At 63.1% G+C, this 20,903-nt stretch carries 18 protein-coding genes; 15 read left to right on the top strand and 3 right to left on the bottom strand.

Going from position 1 to position 20,903, the window contains the following annotated elements; all coding sequences use genetic code 11:
- Positions 1–234 precede the first annotated feature (234 nt).
- The 3 genes from BM193_RS03505 to BM193_RS03495 all read right to left on the bottom strand — a co-directional run bounded on the left by BM193_RS03505 (position 235) and on the right by BM193_RS03495 (position 2,637).
- Positions 235–1,041 carry a Crp/Fnr family transcriptional regulator gene (locus BM193_RS03505; protein ID WP_092797003.1) on the bottom strand — a complete coding sequence of 269 codons (807 nt, stop codon included), beginning with the start codon at positions 1,039–1,041 and terminating at the stop codon, positions 235–237.
- Between the two features lie 342 nt (positions 1,042–1,383).
- Complete coding sequence (locus BM193_RS03500) at positions 1,384–2,028, bottom strand: response regulator (protein WP_034750556.1); 645 nt, start codon at positions 2,026–2,028, stop codon at positions 1,384–1,386.
- Positions 2,029–2,169: 141 nt separating this feature from the next.
- Positions 2,170–2,637, bottom strand: a complete 468-nt coding sequence (locus tag BM193_RS03495; RefSeq protein ID WP_092795409.1) for a universal stress protein — start codon at positions 2,635–2,637, stop codon at positions 2,170–2,172.
- 468 nt (positions 2,638–3,105) lie between these two features.
- Here BM193_RS03495 and BM193_RS03490 point away from each other — a divergent pair, with 468 nt between their 5' ends.
- The 15 genes from BM193_RS03490 to BM193_RS03420 all read left to right on the top strand — a co-directional run bounded on the left by BM193_RS03490 (position 3,106) and on the right by BM193_RS03420 (position 20,888).
- A complete protein-coding gene (locus BM193_RS03490) occupies positions 3,106–3,960 on the top strand; it encodes a protein phosphatase CheZ (protein ID WP_092795407.1) in 855 nt (284 codons plus the stop codon).
- Positions 3,960–5,837: a chemotaxis protein CheA gene (locus BM193_RS03485; protein WP_092795405.1), complete on the top strand. Its 1,878-nt coding sequence runs from the start codon at positions 3,960–3,962 to the stop codon at positions 5,835–5,837. The genes BM193_RS03490 and BM193_RS03485 overlap by 1 nt, the downstream gene beginning before the upstream one ends.
- 276 nt (positions 5,838–6,113) lie before the next feature.
- Positions 6,114–7,517, top strand: a complete 1,404-nt coding sequence (gene leuC / locus BM193_RS03480; protein WP_092795402.1) for a 3-isopropylmalate dehydratase large subunit — start codon at positions 6,114–6,116, stop codon at positions 7,515–7,517.
- 132 nt (positions 7,518–7,649) lie between these two features.
- A complete protein-coding gene (locus tag BM193_RS03475; protein ID WP_010400408.1) occupies positions 7,650–7,772 on the top strand; it encodes an entericidin A/B family lipoprotein in 123 nt (40 codons plus the stop codon).
- A 51-nt stretch (positions 7,773–7,823) separates the two neighbouring features.
- Positions 7,824–8,471: a 3-isopropylmalate dehydratase small subunit gene (gene leuD, locus BM193_RS03470; RefSeq protein ID WP_092795399.1), complete on the top strand. Its 648-nt coding sequence runs from the start codon at positions 7,824–7,826 to the stop codon at positions 8,469–8,471.
- A gap of 10 nt (positions 8,472–8,481) precedes the next feature.
- Positions 8,482–9,552: a 3-isopropylmalate dehydrogenase gene (gene leuB / locus BM193_RS03465; protein WP_092795397.1), complete on the top strand. Its 1,071-nt coding sequence runs from the start codon at positions 8,482–8,484 to the stop codon at positions 9,550–9,552.
- A 45-nt stretch (positions 9,553–9,597) separates the two neighbouring features.
- Positions 9,598–10,725, top strand: a complete 1,128-nt coding sequence (asd, locus tag BM193_RS03460) for an aspartate-semialdehyde dehydrogenase (protein WP_092795395.1) — start codon at positions 9,598–9,600, stop codon at positions 10,723–10,725.
- Positions 10,726–10,969: 244 nt separating this feature from the next.
- On the top strand, positions 10,970–13,471 hold the full coding sequence (locus tag BM193_RS03455; RefSeq protein WP_254785817.1) for a motility hub landmark protein FimV: 2,502 nt from the start codon (positions 10,970–10,972) through the stop codon (positions 13,469–13,471).
- A 254-nt stretch (positions 13,472–13,725) separates the two neighbouring features.
- The gene (gene truA / locus BM193_RS03450; RefSeq protein ID WP_092795393.1) at positions 13,726–14,556 is read left to right on the top strand and encodes a tRNA pseudouridine(38-40) synthase TruA; all 831 of its coding nucleotides are present in this window, start codon (positions 13,726–13,728) and stop codon (positions 14,554–14,556) included.
- A 16-nt stretch (positions 14,557–14,572) separates the two neighbouring features.
- Positions 14,573–15,289: a phosphoribosylanthranilate isomerase gene (locus tag BM193_RS03445; protein ID WP_302847640.1), complete on the top strand. Its 717-nt coding sequence runs from the start codon at positions 14,573–14,575 to the stop codon at positions 15,287–15,289.
- A complete protein-coding gene (gene trpB / locus BM193_RS03440) occupies positions 15,282–16,532 on the top strand; it encodes a tryptophan synthase subunit beta (RefSeq protein ID WP_092795389.1) in 1,251 nt (416 codons plus the stop codon). The genes BM193_RS03445 and trpB overlap by 8 nt, the downstream gene beginning before the upstream one ends.
- 78 nt (positions 16,533–16,610) lie before the next feature.
- Positions 16,611–17,408, top strand: coding sequence for a tryptophan synthase subunit alpha (gene trpA, locus BM193_RS03435; protein WP_092795387.1), 798 nt, complete (start codon positions 16,611–16,613; stop codon positions 17,406–17,408).
- Positions 17,409–17,605: 197 nt separating this feature from the next.
- Complete coding sequence (gene accD / locus BM193_RS03430; RefSeq protein ID WP_010400390.1) at positions 17,606–18,478, top strand: acetyl-CoA carboxylase, carboxyltransferase subunit beta; 873 nt, start codon at positions 17,606–17,608, stop codon at positions 18,476–18,478.
- Positions 18,479–18,593: 115 nt separating this feature from the next.
- Positions 18,594–19,892 (top strand): bifunctional tetrahydrofolate synthase/dihydrofolate synthase, encoded by a 1,299-nt coding sequence (gene folC / locus BM193_RS03425; RefSeq protein ID WP_092795385.1) that lies wholly within the window; start codon positions 18,594–18,596, stop codon positions 19,890–19,892.
- A gap of 24 nt (positions 19,893–19,916) precedes the next feature.
- The gene (locus BM193_RS03420) at positions 19,917–20,888 is read left to right on the top strand and encodes an SPOR domain-containing protein (protein ID WP_092795383.1); all 972 of its coding nucleotides are present in this window, start codon (positions 19,917–19,919) and stop codon (positions 20,886–20,888) included.
- Positions 20,889–20,903: the final 15 nt, after the last annotated feature.

The following is a 20,903-nucleotide window of genomic DNA, read 5'->3' as shown; positions in this document are numbered from 1 at the left end:
TCAGTTGAGAATGATTCGTATTTGCATTATTGTTGAATGTGGCCCGAAAAGCAAGGCTTATTTGTGCGCAATCCGCGCTTTTTTACAGGGACCGGGCGCAGGGGATGGAGGGGGCGTGGGAACGCGGCGCGGGCAGGGCGCGCAAGGGGATCCGGCAGCAAAAAAGGCCCGGCAAGGCGTTTGCGCGCCTTGGCCGGGCCAAGCCTGTGCCAAGCTGGAATGAAGGGGAATGCCTTAGATGGTGGCCAGCAATTGCGCCGACGCTGTGGCGGCCGCTGCCGTGTCGGCTTTCAGCTTGGCGGCGGCCAGCTGCTTGGCGCGCGAGCGCGATGGCGGCAGGCGGCGCAGGGTTTTCAGGGCGTCCGGGTCCTTGATGCCGATGGTGCGCTGGTCCACCGTGATCAGGCCGATTTCATTGAAGGCGGACAGGGTGCGGCTGACGGTTTCCAGCGTCAGGCCCAGGTAGCTGCCGATTTCATGGCGCGTCATGCGCAGGTTGAACAGTTTGCTCGAATAGCCCATCTGCGCGAAGCGGTCGGCCAGCGAGACGAGGAAGCGCGCCACGCGGGCTTCGGCGCTGAGCGCGCCCAGCATGCCGATCATGGCTTGCTCGCGCACCAGCTCGCGGCTCATCACGCCGTACATGACATTTTCCAGTTCCAGGTGCACGCGGCCCAGGGCCGTGAGCTTCTTGAACGGCAGCAGGATCAGGTCGCAGTCGGACAGGGCCACCGCTTCCGACGAATAATGGCGCGAATGGATGCCATCCACGCCCAGCATGTCGCCCTTCATGGGGAAGCTGAGGACTTGCTCATTGCCGAATTCATCGATGAGGACGGTTTTCAGGAAGCCCGAGTTGACGATGTACAGCGTGTCGAAGGGCTGGCCGATCGTGTGCACGCGCTGCCCCGTCTTGAATTGCACGTGCTGGAACAGCAGCTCGTCGGCGGCGATGGTGCAGGCGCTGGAGATATGCAGCAAGTCGCATACTTCCTTCAGGTTCGACCACAGCCGCCCCTGGCGCTGGCGTCCCGCCTCCATCGACGACGATGGGGGCAGCGATGCGGCGGCAGGGCGGGTTTCAGGCGTTTGCGTGGACAGCATGTTCATCTCCTGGTGACAGGTAGTTCAGAGTTGAATGACGGAGTGCGCAAGGCAGCGGTCACGGCGCAAGGCCGGCGGCGCGCGTCCTGGCAGGTAATGCTCAATTCGCTGAAGATGTGCCGTGTGATGAAATAACTTCCCAGCAACTTGATTACTGGTTTCAGTATGCCAACAACCGTATGGAATTAATATCAGCAGTGGCTGAATATGCCGGTAGGAGCTGCGGCAGGTGGCGTAGGATTGTTCCTACGCCTGGCGCCACCGAGGCGCGGCGCGGGATCAGGTCTTGAAGGGGGAGAGCAGGCGGTGTGCGACGGCGTACTGGACCATTTCCGACAGGGAACTCATGCCCATCTTTTGCATGATGCGCGTCTTGTGCGTGCTGACCGTTTTCACGCTCAGGTGCAGATTGTTGGCGATTTCCGTGATCGACTTGCCGGCTACCAGCAGGGAAAAGACTTCGAATTCGCGGTCCGACAACTGTTTGTGCAGCAGGCTCTCGTTCGGCATCATGATGTTCAGCACCAGCTGCTCGGCCACTTCCGCGCTGATGTAGGGGCGGCCCGATGCCACCTTGTGGATGGCGCCCACCAGTTGCGTGCCCGCGCTTTCCTTGGTCAGGTAGCCTTGCGCGCCGGCGCGGATGGCGCGCACGGCATACTGTTCTTCCTCGTGCATGGTGAGAATCAGGATGGCCAGCTTGGGCGCTTCGCTGCGGATCTGGCGGATCAGGTCGACGCCGCTGCGGCCCGGCATCGACAGGTCGAGCAGCAGCAGGTCGAAGCCGCCCTGGCGCACATGGTTGAGCACTTCGAAGCCGTCGATGGCTTCGCCGACGATATCGATGTCCGGCGCGCCGTCAAGTATGCGCTTCAAGCCCTCGCGCATGATGGTGTGGTCGTCGGCAATCACAATGCGTATCATAGGCGGGCAATCTGGTGGGGCCGTTTCCGGGATCCCAATGTTAAGAAACGAGTAAGCTTGTCATATTAACTGAAAACGGCGGCGCATTTGCCTTTTTCTTAACAGTTGCCTGTTGTCGGCACCCTGCTGCCATGTGACCCGCTATTGCGGCGCGGGTTCCTTGATCAGCCTGTGCACCAGCACGGGCAGCTTCGAATGTGACAGCACCTTGTTCGTCACGCTGCCCAGCAGTAGTTGGCCCCAGCCGCTGCGGCCGTGCGAACCCATGAAGATCAGGTCGCACTGCTGCAGTTGCGCCACCTCGACGATCTTCAGGGCCGGGCTGTCGGAAAACGCCGTCAAGCCTGTCGCGACGAGGCCCCGCTTGGCGGCCGCGTCCAGGATGGGCTGCCAGTGGTCGGCGCCCGCCTTGCGCATGGCGATGCGGTATTCCTCTTCGCTGGGATAGCTGGGCGGAATGATCTCGATGTACACCGGGTACTGGTATTCCGGTGCCACGTACACGGCGAGGATGTCGGCGTGCATTTGTTCGGCAAAGGCCACGCCGGCGCAGGCCGTCAGGTTGGAAACGGTGGACCCGTCCGTGGCGATCAGAATTTTCTTATACATGGCAGCTCCTTCGGCGGTGGACCAGTGCGCGCAACGTCCTTATTGTAGACGTGACGCCAGCATTGTATTCATGCAAACACTTGATAATTATCAACACTACTGCACCTTCAGTATAGACAACATTAACAAAAAGACCGTGTGTTTGGCCACAATGGGGGCGATGCGGCGCCGCCACACGTGCGGCTCGGCGGCAGGATTTCTTGTGCGCGGCGTGGTCTTGCCTGCAGGCCAATGGTAGTATTTCAAAATACAACAGTAGGAACACTTATTTCCTGGCGGAAAAGCTCTTGTGGGACCGCTTTGCACCAGGAAGCGCGTTTTGAGATTTACCAACAGGGCGGCGCCCTGCTACACTCGCACCATCGCAGCGGTATTGCCTCAAATCATCTTAATCGAGAAATTGCGGGTATCAGTCTGTAAAACGCACAGTTCAGGCGGAATTTTGACAAATTATGGAGAAGCAGGGATATGACCAACGCCGCTGATGATTTCGATGCATTATTCGATGAAGTATCCGCGCAAAGCGCGGCTGCTGCCAAGCCCGCGCCTGCCGCCGCGCCCGCGCCCGCCGTGATCGCGGAGGACGATTTCGACGCGCTGTTCGATTCCGTCTCGGCCAGCGCCAGCGCGCCCGCGCCAGCTGCCGAGCCAGCCGCCGTGGAAGCGGCACCCGCCGCCGCATCCGGCGAAGCGGCCGACCCCGCCGAGCCGGTCGACCAGTCCGACAAGCCGATGTTCGAGCGCCTGGGCGGCATCGTGCGCCTGCTGCACGATTCCCTGCGCGAACTGGGCTACGACAAGGCGCTGACGGAAGCGTCGTCGCAGATCGTCGACGCGCAGGACCGCCTGGAATACGTCGCCACCCTGACGGAACAGGCCGCCAACAAGGTCCTGAACACGCTCGACGAAGGCATGCCGGCGCAGGATGTGCTGTCGAAGCACGCCAAGGATATGGACAGCCGCTGGACGGCGCTGTTCGACGGCAAGCTGAGCCTGGAAGAATTCAAGGCCCTGGCCGGCGACTCGCGCCAGTTCGCGCAAGCCGTTGCCGAGGCAACGGAGGCGGAAAAAGCGCGCTTGCTGGAAATCATGATGGCCCAGGACTTCCAGGACATCACGGGACAACTGATCAAAAAAGTGGTCAACATCACCAAGACGGTGGAAAACGAGCTGGCCCAGCTGCTGCGCGACAACGCGCCGGCCGAGGTGCGCGAAAAGCTGGCGCAGAAGCAGGACGCGCCGCTGATGCAGGGCCCGTCCGTGCCATCGGTGGCGCTGGACCAGGATAATGTGGATGACCTTCTTGCGGATTTGGGATTCTAATGGACGATATGCTCAAGGATTTCGTCGTCGAGGCGATGGATCTTGCGGTTAATGTTGAAGAGCACTTATTGCGTCTCGAGCGCGATCCGGATAACAAGGAAACACTGAATGCCGTGTTTCGTTCTTTTCACACCATCAAGGGCGGCGCCGGCTTCATGGGCCTGCCCGCGCTGGTGGCGGCCTGCCATCTGACGGAAAACCTGTTCGACGCCTTGCGCACGGGCGCCGCGCCCGTGACGCCCATCGCCATCGAGGCGGCGCTGCAGGCGTCCGGCTTCGTCGCCGACCAGCTGACGGAACTGGCCAACGGCGCGGCGCCGGAAAGCCTGCCGGCCATGCCGGAAGAGCTGGAACATATCCTCACGAACGCCATCGAAGGCAAGGGCATGGACGCGCCAGCGCCCGTCGCCGCCGTGGTGGCCGAGGTGGTTGTGGCCGAGCTTGTTGTTGCCGCGCCTGCCGCTGGCGCCAGCGCCAGCGCCGATGGGCTGGACTGGGAAGGCATGTATAACGCCGTCGTGCCGGCTGGCAGCCAGCTGGCCGTCGTGCCATCGCCTGCCGCCGCCGCACCTGCCGTCGCCCCTGCACCTGCCGCGCCAGCGGCCGCCGCCAAACCGGCCGCTGCCGCCGGCAAGGCGTGGGATGGCGCGGAACGCCGCGAAGAGCGTTCCGACGTGCGCCACGCCGCGCCCGTCAAGGAAGACAGCATCCGCGTCGACGCCGTCAAGCTCGACGCCCTGCTGGAAGTGGCCGGCGAATCCGTGCAGGCCGCCAACCAGGCCGCCGTGCTGCTGGAGCGCTTGCTGCAATTCAAATTCGAAGGCCAGGCCGCCACGCTGATGGCGACCCTGGCGGAAACCCTGGAACGCGCCTCGCGCTACTCCACCGAACTGCAGCGGGCCACGCTGGCCACGCGCATGCAGCCCGTGGGCCGTTTGTTCCAGAAATTCCCGCGCCTGGTGCGCGAGCTGGCGAAAGACCTGGGCAAGGATGTCGAGCTGACCATCGAGGGCGCGGAGACGGAAGTCGACCGCGTGGTGGTCGACAGCCTGTACGATCCGCTCGTGCACATGCTGCGCAACTCGCTCGACCATGGCGTCGAATCGCCGGAAGCGCGCCTGGCCGCCGGCAAGCCCGCCAAGTCGTATATTTCGCTGAAAGCCTGGCAGGAAGCCAACAGTGTCATGATCGTGTTGCAGGATGATGGCAAGGGCATGGACCCGGTCTTCCTGCGCAGCAAGGCGCAGCAAAAGGGCCTGATCAGCGAAAACGCGCAATTGAGCAACGACGAGTGCTTCCAGCTGGTGTTCCTGCCGGGCTTCTCGACCAAGGAAGTCGCCTCCAGCGTCTCCGGTCGCGGCGTGGGCATGGACGTGGTGAAAACGGCCGTGGAGAAAAACCGTGGCGCCATCCATATCGAATCCATGCTGGGCAAGGGCACGAAGTTCGCCATCCGCCTGCCGATCGAGTTGTCGATCGTGCCGACCATGCTCGTGTCGACCTCGGGCGCCGCGCTGGCGCTGCCGATGGCGGTGGTGCAGCGCGTCGTCGAATTGCCGGAAACCTTCATGGAAGTGGGCGGCGCGCCCGTGCTGAAAGACCAGGGGCGTCCATTGCCCGTGCGTTCGCTGGCCGGCGCCCTGGGCTACGAATCGTGCAGCGAGCGCGTGGGCATTGTTGTCGCCGCGCCACAGCCGTACATTCTCGCCGTGGAAGCCGTCGATGGCACGGCCGACCTGGTGATCAAGCCGATGACGGCCATCACCGTGGAAGGCATCACCGGTACCGCCCGCTCGGCCGAAGGCGAGCTGGTGCTAGTCGTGGGCCTATCTTTCCTGATGGACGGTTGCAGGGGAAGTGTGCGCATGGCTGCCTAAAAGTCAAGGTACCCACACCAAGCCCGCTGCAGACCTCTGCAGCGGGCTTTTTTTTCGGCTTTTTTCGATTTTTATTCGCCCCGCCGGCATTTTGGCGGATTTTCGTATCAGCAATTTTTTAGCCATATCCGCAAGGCAGGCCGAATTTTGTATCGCCCATCCCACGCTGGGGCGGCTTTTGGTTCTGCTTTGCACAATATATGGCATAATCATTGCCGATCCCTCCGATCAGTACGACAGATCACTTAAACAGGCTGTGGCAACGCCGCATAAATCATGATGAAGACGCTTTACGACAAACTTTGGGAATCCCACGTTGTGCGGGCCGAAGATGATGGCACGACAATTCTGTACATCGACCGGCACCTGCTGCACGAAGTCACCAGCCCGCAAGCCTTCGATGGCCTCAGCGTGGCGGGCCGCCAGCCGTGGCGCATTTCCGCCAACCTGGCCGTGGCCGACCACAACGTGCCCACCACCAGCCGGGTCGACGGCATTCTTGATCCCGTCTCGCGCCTGCAGGTGGAAACCCTGGACAAGAACGCCAAGCACTATGGCTTGACCTACTTCAACATGAACGACAAGCGCCAGGGCATCGTGCATGTGATCGGTCCCGAGCAGGGCGCGACCCTGCCCGGCATGACGGTGGTCTGCGGCGACTCGCACACGTCCACGCACGGCGCCTTCGGCGCGCTGGCGCACGGCATCGGCACGTCCGAAGTCGAACACGTGCTGGCCACGCAAACCTTGCTGCAAAAGAAATCCAAATCCATGCTGCTGCAGGTCGACGGCGCCCTGCCGGCCGGCGTGACGGCCAAGGACATCGTGCTGGCCATCATCGGCAAGATCGGCACGGCTGGCGGCACGGGCTACTGCATCGAGTTCGGCGGCTCGGCCATCCGCGCCCTGTCGATGGAAGGGCGCATGACGGTGTGCAACATGGCCATCGAGGCGGGTGCGCGCGCCGGCATCATCGGCGTCGACGACACCACCATCAATTACGTCAAGGGCCGCCCGTTTTCGCCCGCCGGTCCGCACTGGGAACGGGCCGTGGCCTACTGGCGCACCCTGCATTCGGACCCGGGCGCCCGCTTCGACCTGGTCGTCACGCTCAACGCGCAAGAGATCGAACCGCAAGTGACGTGGGGCACGTCGCCGGAAATGGTGATCGGCATCGACGGCCGCGTACCCGACCCGGACAATGAAAAAGACAGCGTCAAGCGCGACGCCATCGAAAAGGCCCTCGTCTACATGGCGTTGAAGCCGAACACGCCGATCACCGACGTGCGCATCGACAAGGTCTTCATCGGTTCCTGCACCAATTCGCGCATCGAGGATTTACGGGCTGCCGCCGCCGTGGTGCGCGGCAAGTACCGCGCCTCGAACGTGACCCTGGCGCTGGTGGTGCCCGGTTCCGGCCTGGTGAAAGACCAGGCCGAGCGCGAGGGACTGGACCGCATCTTCAAGGATGCCGGTTTCGAGTGGCGCGAGCCGGGCTGCTCCATGTGCCTGGCCATGAACGCGGACCGCCTGGAACCGGGCGAACGCTGCGCCTCGACCTCGAACCGCAACTTCGAAGGCCGGCAAGGGCAGGGCGGCCGTACCCACCTGGTGTCGCCCGCGATGGCGGCCGCGGCCGGTATCGCCGGGCACTTTGTCGACGTGCGGGGATTGCGATGAATTTGGGGTCAGACCCGTCGGGGGAATTTTTTTCAGTGGGAAAAATTCCGATCCGTAAGGACTGACCCCAGCATTTGCCGGTGGTTTACACTAACGGGATTTGCAACCATTAGCACATAGACTGAAATCATCATGAAAAAACTCTTCGCCCTCCTCATCGCCACCGTCATCCTGTCTGGCTGCAACACCGTCTCCGGCATCGGCCGCGATGTGCAGAAAGTCGGCCAGGTTGTCACTGGCGCCGGCGGAAAATAAACCGCGACGTGCCGGCGCCCTGCGCCGCGCGTCCTACCGAGTAGAAACAGCATGGATAAATTTACGATTTACGAAGGCCTGGTCGCCCCGCTGGACCGTGCCAACGTCGACACCGACGCGATTATTCCGAAGCAATTCCTGAAATCGATCCACCGCAGCGGCTTCGGCCCCAACCTGTTCGACGAATGGCGTTATCTCGACCATGGCGAACCGGGCCAGGACAACAGCCGCCGTCCGCTGAACCCCGAGTTCGTGCTCAACGAGCCGCGCTACCAGGGTGCCTCCATTTTGCTGACGCGCAAGAACTTCGGCTGCGGCTCCTCGCGCGAACACGCGCCGTGGGCACTCGATCAATACGGCTTCCGCGCCATCATCGCGCCATCGTTTGCCGATATCTTCTTCAATAACTGCTACAAGAACGGCTTGCTGCCCATCGTTCTGTCGGAAAGCCAGGTCGACCACCTGTTCAATGAAGTCAAGGCCTTCCCCGGCTTCAAGCTGGTGGTGGACCTGGAACAGCAGTGCGTGCGCACCAGCAATGGTTCCGTCTCGTATCCGTTCGAAATCGATGCCTTCCGTAAATATTGCCTGATGAATGGACTCGACGATATCGGCCTGACCTTGCGCCACGCGGACGACATCCGCGCCTTCGAAGAACGTCATCTGACCAATCAGCCCTGGCTGGCCAACGTTATCTAAAGAGCACTCCATGAAAATTGCAATCTTACCCGGCGACGGGATCGGTCCTGAAATCGTCGCGCAAGCCGTCAAAGTGTTGAATGTGCTGGGCGAATCGTTCGAGCTGGAAAGCGCGCCCGTGGGCGGCGCCGGCTATGCGGCCCATGGCCACCCGTTGCCGGAAGGCACCCTGGCGCTGGCCAAGGCGGCCGATGCCGTGCTGTTCGGCGCCGTGGGCGACTACCAGTACGACAATCTCGAGCGCCAGTTCCGCCCGGAACAGGCGATCCTGGGCCTGCGCAAGAACCTGGGCCTGTTCGCCAACCTGCGTCCGGCGATTTTGTATCCGGAACTGGCGGGCGCCTCGACGCTGAAGCCGGAAGTGGTGTCCGGCCTGGACATTTTGATCATCCGCGAATTGACGGGCGATATCTATTTCGGCCAGCCCCGTGGCGTGCGCGAATGCCCGGACGGTCCGTTCAAGGGCCAGCGCGAAGGGTTCGACACCATGCGCTACGCGGAAGGCGAAATCCGCCGCATCGCCCACGTGGCGTTCCAGGCCGCGCAAAAGCGCGACAAGCGTCTGACCAGCGTGGACAAGGCCAACGTGCTGGAAACCTTCCAGTTCTGGAAAGACATCGTCATCGACGTGCACAAGGACTACCCGGATGTGGCGCTCGACCATATGTATGTCGACAACGCGGCCATGCAGCTGGTGCGGGCGCCGAAGAAATTCGACGTCATGGTGACGGGTAACATGTTCGGCGACATCTTGTCGGACGCGGCCGCCATGCTGACGGGCTCGATCGGCATGCTGCCGTCCGCTTCGCTGGACGCCAACAACAAGGGCTTGTATGAGCCGTCGCACGGTTCGGCGCCCGATATCGCAGGCAAGGGCATCGCCAATCCGCTGGCGACGATCCTGTCGGCCGCCATGATGCTGCGCTATTCGCTGAACCGCGAAGAGCAGGCAAACCGCATCGAAGGTGCTGTGAAGAAAGTATTGGCGCAGGGCTTGCGCACGGCCGATATCCACGAAGCGGGCACGACTTTGGTCGGTACCGAGGCGATGGGGGATGCAGTTGTAAAAGCGCTGGGATAAAATAGTCTAATGACGGCAGTCGCCGTCTCATCTTGAGGAATGGTAATGAAATTAGTTGGCTTGGTAGGTTGGCGCGGTATGGTCGGTTCGGTCCTGATGCAGCGCATGCAGGAAGAGGGCGATTTTGCCCACATCGAACCGGTGTTTTTCACGACGTCGAACACGGGTGGCGCGGCGCCGGCCATGGCGAAGAATGAAACCATCCTGAAGGATGCCAACAATATCGCCGAACTGTCCAAGTGCGACATCATCATTTCCTGCCAGGGCGGCGACTACACGAGTGCCATCTTCCCGCAGCTGCGCGCAGCGGGCTGGGACGGCTACTGGATCGATGCGGCCTCGACCTTGCGCATGGAAAAAGACGCCGTCATCGTGCTCGACCCCGTCAACCTGCACGTCATCAAGGATGCGCTGGGCAAGGGCGTCAAGAACTACATCGGCGGCAACTGCACCGTGTCGTGCATGATGATGGGCCTGGGCGGCCTGTTCCAGCACGACCTGATCGACTGGATGACGTCGATGACCTATCAGGCGGCCTCGGGCGGCGGCGCGCAGCACATGCGCGAACTGCTGACGCAGTTTGGCACCATCAACGCTTCCGTCAAGGCGCTGCTGGACAACCCGGCATCCGCCATCCTGGAAATCGACCGCCAGGTGCTGGCCACCCAGCACGGCTATTCGCCCGATGAAATCAAGCAATTCGGCGCGCCGCTGGCCGGCAACCTGATCCCGTGGATCGACAAGGACCTGGGCAACGGCCAGTCGAAGGAAGAGTGGAAGGCGGGCGCGGAAACCAACAAGATCCTGGGCCGCGGCATCGACTTTGGCACCAAGGAAATTCCCGTCGACGGCTTGTGCGTGCGCATCGGCGCCATGCGCTGCCATTCGCAGGCGCTGACCATCAAGCTGAAGAAGGACGTGCCGCTCGATGAAATCAACGACATCATCGCCAGCAACAACGAGTGGGTGAAATTCGTGCCGAACACGCGCGAAGCGTCCGTGCGCGACCTGTCGCCGGCGGCCGTCACGGGCAGCCTGACGATTCCCGTCGGCCGCGTGCGCAAGATGAGCATGGGCGGCGAATACCTGTCCGCCTTCACCGTGGGCGACCAATTGCTGTGGGGCGCGGCCGAACCGCTGCGCCGCATGCTGCGTATTTTGTTGGATGCGTAATGGCAATAATTTGCTGATCCAGATCAAGCCGGGGCTGTTTTCCCGGCTTTTTTTTCGTCCTGAGCCCGTCAAGGCTCAACCATGCGGAGCTTGCATAGCTCTGGGCATGATGATATGTTGATACCTCTGGAAAAGTAACAGTTTTCCCATGTCAACTAAGATGCCGCCAATTATGCCTGTACACACTCGTCCCCGGGTCGCCTCCCTTGCCATCAAAACGCTCAGCAGTGCTGTCGCCTGCGCGGTGTTATTGTCACCGGCGGCATCCGCGGCCGAACTGGGCAAGATCACGGTGCTGTCCGCCGCCGGCCAGCCGCTGCGCGCCGAGGTCGAATTGTCGGCCATCAAACCTGGCGAAGCTTCCAGCCTGCTGGCCAAGCTGGCGCCGCCGGACGCCTATCGCCAGGCCAACGTGGAATTCAATCCCGCGCTGAACGCCCTGACGTTTGCCGTGGAAAACCGCAATGGCAAGCCCTTCATCCGCATCAGTTCGGCGCAGCCGGTGGCCGAACCCATGGTGGACCTGCTGCTGGAACTGAGCAGCAAGGGCGGGCGCCAGGTGCGCGAATATGCCTTCGTGCTCGATACGCCCGAGGCGCGCCAGACGCGCGGCGCGCAAGTGACGGCGCCAGTCGAGCCGGGCAAGGCCAAGCCGGCCGCCGCCGCTGCCGATGGCGCGCCGGCGAAAAAGGCGGCGGGCGAGTACAAGGTCAAGGCGGGCGACACCCTGAGCCGCATCGCCAGCGAGCTGAAGCCGTCGGGCGTGTCGCTCGACATGATGCTCGTCGCCCTGTACCGCGCCAATCCCGATGCCTTCAAGGGCGACAATATGAACCGCATGCAGGCCGGGCGCATCCTGGCCGTGCCGGGCGCGGACGCCGTGCGCGCCACCGATGCGGCCGAAGCCAAGGGCGTGGTGACGGCGCACGCCATCGATTTCGAAGCCTACCGCAACAAGCTGGCGGGCCAGGTGGCCCAGAGCAAGCCGGCCAAGGCGGCGCAAGCCACGCAAAGCACGGCCGGCAAGATCGGTGCCACCAAGGTCGAGGAAAAGCCGACAGCCGTGAGCGCGGCGCAGGACAAGCTGAAACTGTCGAAGGCGGAGCCGGCGGCCAAGTCCGCCGGCAAGAGCGCCGTGGCCAGCGAGGAAGACAAGATCGCCAAGGCGAAACAGGTCGATGAAGCGGCCGCGCGCGTCAAGGAGCTGGAAAAGAACGTCAGCGACCTGGAAAAGCTGATGGCCGTGAAGAGCAAGGCCATGGCCGACAAGAGCGCGCCAGCGCCGGCCAAAACCGCCGAGACCGCTGCCAGCGCGGCGGCCAGCGTTCCCGCTCCGGCAGCCGAGGCGCAGCCGCCCGCACCTCAGCCGGCCGCACCTCAGCCGGCCGCACCCAAGGCCAAGCCCGTGCCGCTGGTGAAAAAGCCGTCGCCGCTGGAACCGACCATCACCGACAAGATCAATGACCACCTGGGCGCCATCGGCATCGGCATCGCCGCGCTGCTGGCCGCCGTGGCCGCGCTGGTGATCGCGCGCCGCCGCAAGGATGTGCCGCCCGCGCGCGACGGCGTGCCGCCCGTGGTCGAGCCGGAAACGCCCGCTACGCCGCCGTCCGGCCTGGCGCCGGAAGAGCAGCAGTCCGAAGCAAGCAATCATTTGTTTGGTGCGGGCGCTGCCGCTGCGGGCGCCGCTGCCGTGGCCGGTGCCAGCGTGCTCGAGGGCAATGAGACGGACCCCGTCGCCGAAGCCGACGTGTACATTGCCTACGGCCGCGATGGCCAGGCGGAAGATATCCTCAAGGAAGCCCTGCGCCTGCATCCGGAGCGCCATGCGGCACGCCTGAAGCTGCTGGAAATCTATTCGGCCCGCAATGATGCGCGTGCCTTCGAAGACCAGGCCAGCGAGTTGTACAGCATGACGCGGGGCCAGGGCGACGAGTGGCAGCAGGCCGCGGCGCTGGGCCTGGCGCTCGATCCCACGAACCCGCTGTATGGCGACACGGAAGACGACGCCGTCGTCAGCCTGAGCAAGGGCGCCGGCGACGACTTGCGCGGCCAGAGCATGGATCTGCCCGACGAGGTGCAGGCGCCGCTGGCCGAGGTGGCGGATCTGGCACCTGCCGAGCCTGCCGCCATGCCTGCCCGCGATAGCCGCGAGCCGCTCGACTTTGACCTTGACAGCCTCGACTTCGAACCCGTTTCCACCAGCGATCCCATCGTCATGCCGGGACCGGATGCCAAGCCGGTCGTCGCCGAACAGGACGCGCACTACGACGCCAGCATGGATTTCGGCCTCGACCTGGAGCCGCCAGCCGGTCCCGTGAATGGCGTGGGCGCGGGGCTGACGCCGCTGCCCGATCCATTGAAGGATGTCGACCTGGCGCATTTCGACCTCGATGAGCCGGTGGCGCCCGCAGCGGCTCCTGTCGCGGCCGCCGCATCTTCCGTGGACAGCCTGTTTGACGACGCGCAAGCGCCGGCCGCGCCACCGGAAAGCATTCCTCCCGCGCAGGAGTTCGACTTGTCCGGCATCGACCTGGACCTGAATGACGGCAAGACGGCCAGCGCCGGCGTGGAAGACCCGCTGTCGGCCATCCACATGGAAATGGACACCAAGCTGGACCTGGCCATCGCTTACCAGGAAATCGGTGACAAGGAAGGCGCGCGCGAGCTGATCGACGAGGTCATCAAGGGCGGCAGCGACGAGCAGGTCAAGAAGGCGAACACCATGAAGGCGCTCCTCAGCTAAGCCAAGCGTCGATACGACGTCCATGGCTGCGTTGCACGGTCTCGCCGTACTATTCGTACTGTCTTCGACTATGCGCCTGGCCCTGAACGCCGTCTCGTTCGCTTTCCAGCACCAGATACGACGTCCATGGCTGCGTTGCACGGTCTCGCCGTACTATTCGTACTGTCTTCGACCATGCGCCTGGCCCTGAACGCCGTCTCAGGCGCTGGTGTCGTCGGGAGGCGGGGCCGCCTTTGCGCCGGTATAATGCTTCGATGCAAAATATTACGACAGCAACGCCACTCAAGCGTATCGCCCTGGGCCTGCAGTACGACGGCACGGCCTGGCATGGATATCAGAAGCAGGAAGATGGGCAGACGGTGCAGGACCAGCTGGAAAACGCGCTGGAGCAGTTCGCCCGCGTGCGCCTGGCCACCACCTGCGCGGGCCGCACGGACACGGGCGTGCATGCGCTCGAACAAGTCGTGCACTTCGATACGGACCTGAACCGCGACGTGCATTCCTGGGTGCGCGGCGTCAACGCCTTCCTGCCCAAGTCGATCGCCGTGCGCTGGGCCAAGGAGCTGCCCGGCGATCCCACCGTCAACGATTTCTTCCACGCCCGCTTCAGCGCCCGCGCGCGCACCTATCATTACGTGTTGTACAACAACGCCACGCGTTCGCCGCTGGTGGAAGGGCGCGCCGGCTTCTTTTTCCGTCCGCTGGACGTGGAGCTGATGCGGCAAGCCGTGCAGCCATTGCTGGGCTGGCATGATTTCACGGCCTTCCGCGCCGCGCAATGCCAGGCCAAGTCGCCCGTCAAGCTGATGCATGACATCCAGATCGAGCGGCGCGGCGATTGCGTCATTTTCACCATCACGGCCAACGCCTTCTTGCACCACATGGTGCGCAACCTGGTCGGCTCGCTCGTCTACATCGGCACGGGACGCGAAAAGCCGGACTGGCTCGGGCACTTGCTGGAAAGTAAAGACCGCCACGCGGCCGCGCCCACCTTCATGCCGGACGGCCTGTACCTGGCGAAGATCGATTACGATCCGAAATGGGAATTGCCGCAAGATAGCAGCAGCGCGCTGCCCTGGTTCTGATGTTTTGCATCAAGCAATAACCTCAAGCAATAACCTCAAGGAATACAGCATGCCACGCACACGCATCAAGATCTGCGGCCTGACCCGCGTTGAAGACATACACGCCGTCGTGGCGGCGGGCGCCGACGCCATCGGCTTCGTGTTTTATCCGAAAAGCCCCCGCTACGTGACGCCCGCGCAGGCGGCGGCCCTGATCGCCGCCATCCCGCCCTACGTGACGGCGGTGGGCCTGTTCGTCAATGCATCCGTGGACGAGGTGCGGGCGGCCAGGGCCGTGGCGCCCTTGTCCCTGCTGCAATTTCATGGCGACGAGACGCCCGAGCACAGCGCCGCGCTGGCCTCCGCCGCGAATACGCCGTTTACGCAAGTGTTCAGGGTGAAACCCGACACCTCCTTTGAAGATTTGCTAGAATACGAACAGCGCTATCGCGCCGCCAGTCCCTTGTTCGCCAGCCTCTTGCTGGATACCTATGTGGATGCGTATGGCGGTGCAGGAAAGGTATTCGATTGGTCCCTCATTCCAGAAGAACTCGCGCCTCGGGTCGTTTTAAGTGGTGGCTTGAGCGTACAAAACGCGACTGACGCAGTGGTGCGCGTGCGCCCTTACGCCGTCGACATCAGCAGTGGTGTCGAAGCGTCCAAGGGCATCAAGGACGCATCCAAAGTCCGCGCGTTTATCGCCGCGGTGCAGGATGCCGATGCCATCATTGCCAGAGGAAATCACCATGAATGACCACACCACAGCGCCCGGCGCAGCCGCCGCATTGTTCCACGCCACCGATTACCCGTTTCCCGACCCGCGCGGCCACTTTGGCCCGTATGGCGGCTCGTTTGTGGCCGAAACGCTCACCCACGCGCTGGCCGAGCTGAAGGACGCCTATGCGCGCTACAGCGCCGACCCGGAATTCCTCGAAGAGTTCCGCTACGAGCTGAAACACTTCGTCGGCCGCCCCTCGCCCATCTACCACGCCAAGCGCTGGTCCGAGATGGCAGGCGGCGCGCAGATCTATTTCAAGCGCGAAGACTTGAACCACACGGGCGCGCACAAGATCAACAACGTGATCGGCCAGGCCCTGCTGGCCAAGCGCATGGGCAAGCCGCGCATCATCGCCGAGACGGGCGCCGGCCAGCATGGCGTGGCCACGGCCACCATCTGCGCCCGCTTCGGCCTCGAATGCGTGGTCTACATGGGCAGCGAGGACGTCAAGCGCCAGGCGCAGAACGTGTACCGCATGAAGTTGCTGGGCGCGACCGTCGTGCCCGTCGAATCTGGTTCCAAGACCCTCAAGGATGCGCTGAACGAAGCCATGCGCGACTGGGTCACGAACATCGAAAACACCTTTTACATCATCGGCACCGTGGCCGGCCCCCATCCATACCCGATGATGGTGCGCGACTTCCAGTCCGTGATCGGCGAGGAATGCCTGGTGCAGATGCCGGAAATGACGGGCCGCCAGCCCGACTACGTGCTGGCCTGCATCGGCGGCGGCTCGAACGCCATGGGCATCTTTTACCCGTATATTGACCAGAAAGAGGTCAAGCTGATCGGCGTGGAAGCGGCCGGCGAAGGACTCGATACGGGCAAACATTCCGCCTCGCTGACGGCCGGTTTCCCGGGCGTGCTGCACGGCAACCGCACCTATCTGCTGCAGGATGACAACGGCCAGATCATCGAGACGCATTCCGTCTCGGCCGGCCTCGACTACCCGGGCGTGGGCCCGGAACACGCATGGCTGAAAGATTCGGGCCGCGCGCAATACGTCTCCATCACGGACGACGAGGCGCTGCAGGCCTTCCACGACTGCTGCCATATCGAAGGCATCATCCCGGCCCTGGAATCGTCGCACGCGCTGGCCTACGCGGCCAAGCTGGCGGCCACCTTGCCGAAAGATCAAATTGTACTGGCCAACCTGTCGGGCCGTGGCGACAAGGACATGCATACCGTGGCGGAGCGCATGGGACTCAACTTTAGCTGATCGTTAGCTGTTGACTACCGGGGTCAGACCCGCCGGGTCTGACCCCAGCCTTCAATTTCCCTCAGAAAAGAGATATCCATGTCCCGTATCGCCACCACCTTTGCCCAATTAAAATCCAGTAACAAGACCGGCCTGGTCACTTTCATCACCGCCGGCGACCCCGGCCCTGACGCCACCGTGCCGCTGATGCACGCGCTCGTCGAGGGCGGCGCCGACGTGCTGGAACTGGGCGTGCCGTTTTCCGACCCGATGGCCGAAGGCCCCGTCATCCAGCGCGCCTGCGAACGCGCCTTGAAATTCAATGTCGGCATCCACGACGTCTTCGGCTACGTGCGCCAGTTCCGTGAAACGAACCAGACCACGCCCGTGGTGCTGATGGGCTATGCGAATCCGATCGAGCGCATCGGCAGCGCCGCCTTTATCGCGGCGGCGCAGGCGGCCGGCGCCGACGGCGCCATCGTCGTCGACTATCCGCCGGAAGAGTGCGAGGAATTTGCTGGCGCCATGCGCGCGGCGGGCCTCGACCTGATTTTCCTGCTGGCGCCCACCTCGACCGAGGAGCGCATCGCGCAAGTGGCCAAGGTCGGGGGCGGCTTCAGCTATTACGTGTCGCTGAAAGGCGTCACGGGTGCCGGTAACATTGATACGGAACAGGTGGCAGAGCGCCTCGCGGCCATCCGCCAGCATGTAAAATTACCCATCGGCGTGGGCTTCGGCATCCGCGATGGCGCCACGGCCAAGGCCGTGGCCAAGGTGGCCGACGCCGTCGTCATCGGCAGCCGCATCATCCAGGAGATTGAAAATGCGCCGGAAGGGGGCGCCGTCGATGCCGTGCGCAGCTTTACGGCCGGTATCCGCGCCGCACTGGACGCCTGAGCAAGCTTGCCGTTTACGCAAGATGCGTTGGCGGCAAAGTTCGACAGCCCGGCGATAAACGGCTACACTTCGGCCACTGATTTGCCTGTTATTGTGCAATAGATAAAATTTTTGGTGGCGCCCCGCGGGGCGTCGCCGTTGACCGTCTGCCGGGGGCGTCCACCGACGCTACCCCTACAAGGGCCCAAGGAGAAAATATGAGTTGGTTGGAAAAACTGCTGCCACCGCGCATCCAGCGTTCTGACGCCGCCGCGCGCAAGACCATGCCGGAAGGCCTGTGGGTCAAGTGCCCGTCGTGCGAAGCCGTGCTGTACCGTACGGACCTGGAATCGAACTTGCACGTGTGCCCGAAATGCGATCACCACATGCGCATCCGCGCGCGTGAACGCCTCGACAGCCTGCTCGACGCGGGCGGCCGCTATGAAATCGGCCAGGAAATCCTGCCCGTCGATACCTTGAAATTCAAGGACAGCAAGAAATACCCGGACCGCCTGAAGTCCGCCATGGAAGCGACGGGCGAGACCGATGCGATGGTCGTCATGGGTGGCGCCATCATGAGCCTGCCAGTGGTCGTGGCGTGCTTCGAATTCGAATTCATGGGCGGCTCCATGGGTTCCGTGGTGGGCGAGCGCTTCGTGCGCGGCGCGCAGATCGCGCTGGAACAGAAGGTGCCGTTCATTTGCATCACCGCCACCGGCGGCGCGCGCATGCAGGAAGGCTTGCTGTCGCTGATGCAGATGGCGAAAACCACGGCCATGCTGACCAAGCTGTCGGAAAAGAAACTGCCATTCATCAGCGTGCTGACCGACCCGACCATGGGCGGCGTGTCCGCCTCGTTCGCCTTCATGGGCGACGTCGTCATTGCCGAACCAAAGGCGCTGATCGGCTTTGCCGGCCCGCGCGTGATTGAAAACACCGTGCGCGAAAAACTGCCGGAAGGCTTCCAGCGCGCCGAGTTCCTCGTCACCAAGGGCGCCGTCGACATGATCGTCGACCGCCGCAAGATGCGCGAAGAAATCGCCCGTCTGCTGGCCTTGTTGCAAAACCAGGCTGTGGAAGTCCTGGCGTAATTTGATTTACCCCCAAAACTGAACTGCCGGGGTCGGACCCTCAGGGTCCGACCCCAGTCTTCGGTTTGGGTCTCATGTCTTTCCCGCCCTGCGCACTCTTTTCAAGAAGTCTCCCATGCAAAACCTCCCCACCACCTTGCCAGACTGGCTCGCCATGCTGGAAACCCGGCATTCGGAAACGCAGATCAACATGGGCCTGGACCGCGTGCAAGCCGTCAAGGCGCGCATGCAGCTGGCTTTTACTTGCCCCGTGATCATGGTGGCGGGCACGAATGGCAAGGGCTCCACCTGCGCCATGCTGGAATCCGTGCTGTTGCGTGCCGGCTACAAAGTGGGCCTGTACATCAAGCCGCACTTCCTCGACTTCAATGAGCGCGCGCGCGTGCTGGGCGAGATGGCCAGCGATGAGCAGCTCGTCGCCAGCTTCAACTTTGTTGAAGCCGTGCGCGGCGATACGCCGCTGACGTATTTCGAATTCACCACCCTGGCCATCCTGCACCTGCTGGCGCAAGCCAACCTGGACGTGGCCATCCTGGAAGTGGGCCTGGGCGGGCGCCTCGACGCCGTCAACGTGATCGACGCCGACGTGGCCATCGTCACCAGCGTCGACATCGACCACACGGATTACCTGGGCGACACGCGCGAAGCGATCGGCTTTGAAAAGGCCGGTATCTTCCGTCCGGGCAAGGCGGCCATCTGCAGCGACCCCGTGCCGCCGCAGTCCTTGATCGACCATGCCGAGGCCATCGGCGCCGACCTGTGGCTGATGGGCCGCGATTTCAATTATTCGGGCGACAAGCAGCAGTGGAATTACGGCGGGCGCGAACAGCGCCGCAATTCGCTGGCGTATCCAAGCTTGCGCGGCGCCAACCAGATCCTCAATGCGACGGCCGTGCTGGCCGCGCTGGAAGTGCTGAAGCTGAAGCTGCCCGTGGGCGCGCAGGAAGTGCGCACGGGCCTGGTGACGGTGGAACTGCCGGGCCGCTTCCAGGTCTTGCCTGGCCGCCCCAGCGTCATCCTCGACGTGGCGCACAATCCCCACGCGGCCTCGGCGCTGAACCAGAACCTGGGCAACATGGGTTTCCATCCGTACACCTACGCCGTGTTCGGCTCCATGCAGGACAAGGATATCGATGGCGTACTGGCCGCCATGTCCGAGCACGTCGACCACTGGTGCCTGACGGGCCTGCCTTCGCCGCGCGCGGCCACGGCATCCGAACTGGCCGCCAAGGTGCAGATCATGCTGGAAGACAAGCCCGACAGCAGCGAGCATACCGTGGCTATTTTCGATGATCCGGCACAAGCTTTTGCAAATGCAATGAGCCGGGCCGGTGAGAATGATAGAATTGTGGTCTTTGGTTCTTTCCTCACCGTCGCTGGCGTGATGAAGGCCCGAAAATCCTCACTTCACTGAAACGCACTCGACTGAAAATCACGCATGGGCTTGTTCTCGAAACTGTTTAAAAACAAGCAAGAATCCTCTGGCGAAGACAGCGGCTTTTATGTCCCTGGCGAAGCACAGTCGCCGACCCGCAAACGCGCCGCCAACACGGCCGGTGGCGGCGGCTCTCGCCGTGGCGGCAAGGAGGCGCCGGATCCGGTCTTGCCTGAAAAGAAACGCGCCCGCCGCCGCCTGGTCGGCGCCGTGGCCTTGGCCCTGGGCGTGGCCGTCGGCTTGCCGATGCTGCTCGATTCCGAACCGAAGGCGCCCGTCAACGACATCGCCATCGACATCCCGTCGAAAGAAAAGGCCGCCGCGCCCGCACCTGCACCCGTGCAGGCGGTGCCGGCCCAGGCCGCATCGAATGGCCTGGACCAGTCCGAGGAAATCGTCGATGCGCCGCTGCCGCCGGCAGCCAAGCCCAAGCCGGCGCCGACACCCGTGCTGGCAGCCGCCGAGCCTGCGCCGCTCAAGCCCGCCTATGTGGAGCCGAAGCCCGAGCCGAAGCCTGTCAAGGTCGAGCCAAAACCGGAGCCGAAGCACGAAGTGAAAGCGGAGCCAAAGCACGAGGCCAAGCCTGAACCGAAGCCGGAACCGAAGCATGAGGTCAAGCCGGAAGCCAAGCCTGAAGCGAAACCGGCCAAACCGGCGCAGTCTGCCGACGATGCGGCGCGCGCGCTGGCGATTCTGGAAGGCAAGCCAGTGGAGAAGCCGCAAGAGAAGGCGCATGACGCCGGCAGCGGCAAGTTCGTGGTGCAGGTGGCGGCACTGGCGACACAGGACAAGGTTGACGAATTGCAGGAAAAGCTGCGCGACGCGGGCATCAAGTCATACACGCAGAAAGTCTCCAGCCCTGCTGGCGAGCGCATCCGTGTACGGGTAGGCCCGTTCGGCAGCCGCGAAGACGCGGAAAAGACGCGCGCCAAGCTGCAAAAGCTGGGCCTGGGCGGCTCGCTGGTGCCAGCGTGACGATGCAAGGCTGAA

The organism is Janthinobacterium sp. 344 (assembly GCF_900112025.1).
GTDB lineage: Bacteria > Pseudomonadota > Gammaproteobacteria > Burkholderiales > Burkholderiaceae_D > Janthinobacterium.
This window is presented reverse-complemented; position numbering and strand designations above follow the sequence as displayed.

Bases quoted from the DNA above. Each gene is read 5' to 3' on its own strand.
- trpA (WP_092795387.1), top strand. From the start codon at position 16,611: ATGTCCCGTATCGCCACCACCTTTGCCCAATTAAAATCCAGTAACAAG.
- BM193_RS03485 (WP_092795405.1), top strand. From the start codon at position 3,960: ATGGACGATATGCTCAAGGATTTCGTCGTCGAGGCGATGGATCTTGCG.
- trpB (WP_092795389.1), top strand. From the start codon at position 15,282: ATGAATGACCACACCACAGCGCCCGGCGCAGCCGCCGCATTGTTCCAC.
- folC (WP_092795385.1), top strand. From the start codon at position 18,594: ATGCAAAACCTCCCCACCACCTTGCCAGACTGGCTCGCCATGCTGGAA.
- leuD (WP_092795399.1), top strand. From the start codon at position 7,824: ATGGATAAATTTACGATTTACGAAGGCCTGGTCGCCCCGCTGGACCGT.
- truA (WP_092795393.1), top strand. From the start codon at position 13,726: ATGCAAAATATTACGACAGCAACGCCACTCAAGCGTATCGCCCTGGGC.
- asd (WP_092795395.1), top strand. From the start codon at position 9,598: ATGAAATTAGTTGGCTTGGTAGGTTGGCGCGGTATGGTCGGTTCGGTC.
- BM193_RS03495 (WP_092795409.1), bottom strand. From the start codon at position 2,637: ATGTATAAGAAAATTCTGATCGCCACGGACGGGTCCACCGTTTCCAAC.
- accD (WP_010400390.1), top strand. From the start codon at position 17,606: ATGAGTTGGTTGGAAAAACTGCTGCCACCGCGCATCCAGCGTTCTGAC.
- BM193_RS03420 (WP_092795383.1), top strand. From the start codon at position 19,917: ATGGGCTTGTTCTCGAAACTGTTTAAAAACAAGCAAGAATCCTCTGGC.
- leuB (WP_092795397.1), top strand. From the start codon at position 8,482: ATGAAAATTGCAATCTTACCCGGCGACGGGATCGGTCCTGAAATCGTC.
- BM193_RS03490 (WP_092795407.1), top strand. From the start codon at position 3,106: ATGACCAACGCCGCTGATGATTTCGATGCATTATTCGATGAAGTATCC.
- BM193_RS03500 (WP_034750556.1), bottom strand. From the start codon at position 2,028: ATGATACGCATTGTGATTGCCGACGACCACACCATCATGCGCGAGGGC.
- BM193_RS03505 (WP_092797003.1), bottom strand. From the start codon at position 1,041: ATGGAGGCGGGACGCCAGCGCCAGGGGCGGCTGTGGTCGAACCTGAAG.
- leuC (WP_092795402.1), top strand. From the start codon at position 6,114: ATGATGAAGACGCTTTACGACAAACTTTGGGAATCCCACGTTGTGCGG.
- BM193_RS03475 (WP_010400408.1), top strand. From the start codon at position 7,650: ATGAAAAAACTCTTCGCCCTCCTCATCGCCACCGTCATCCTGTCTGGC.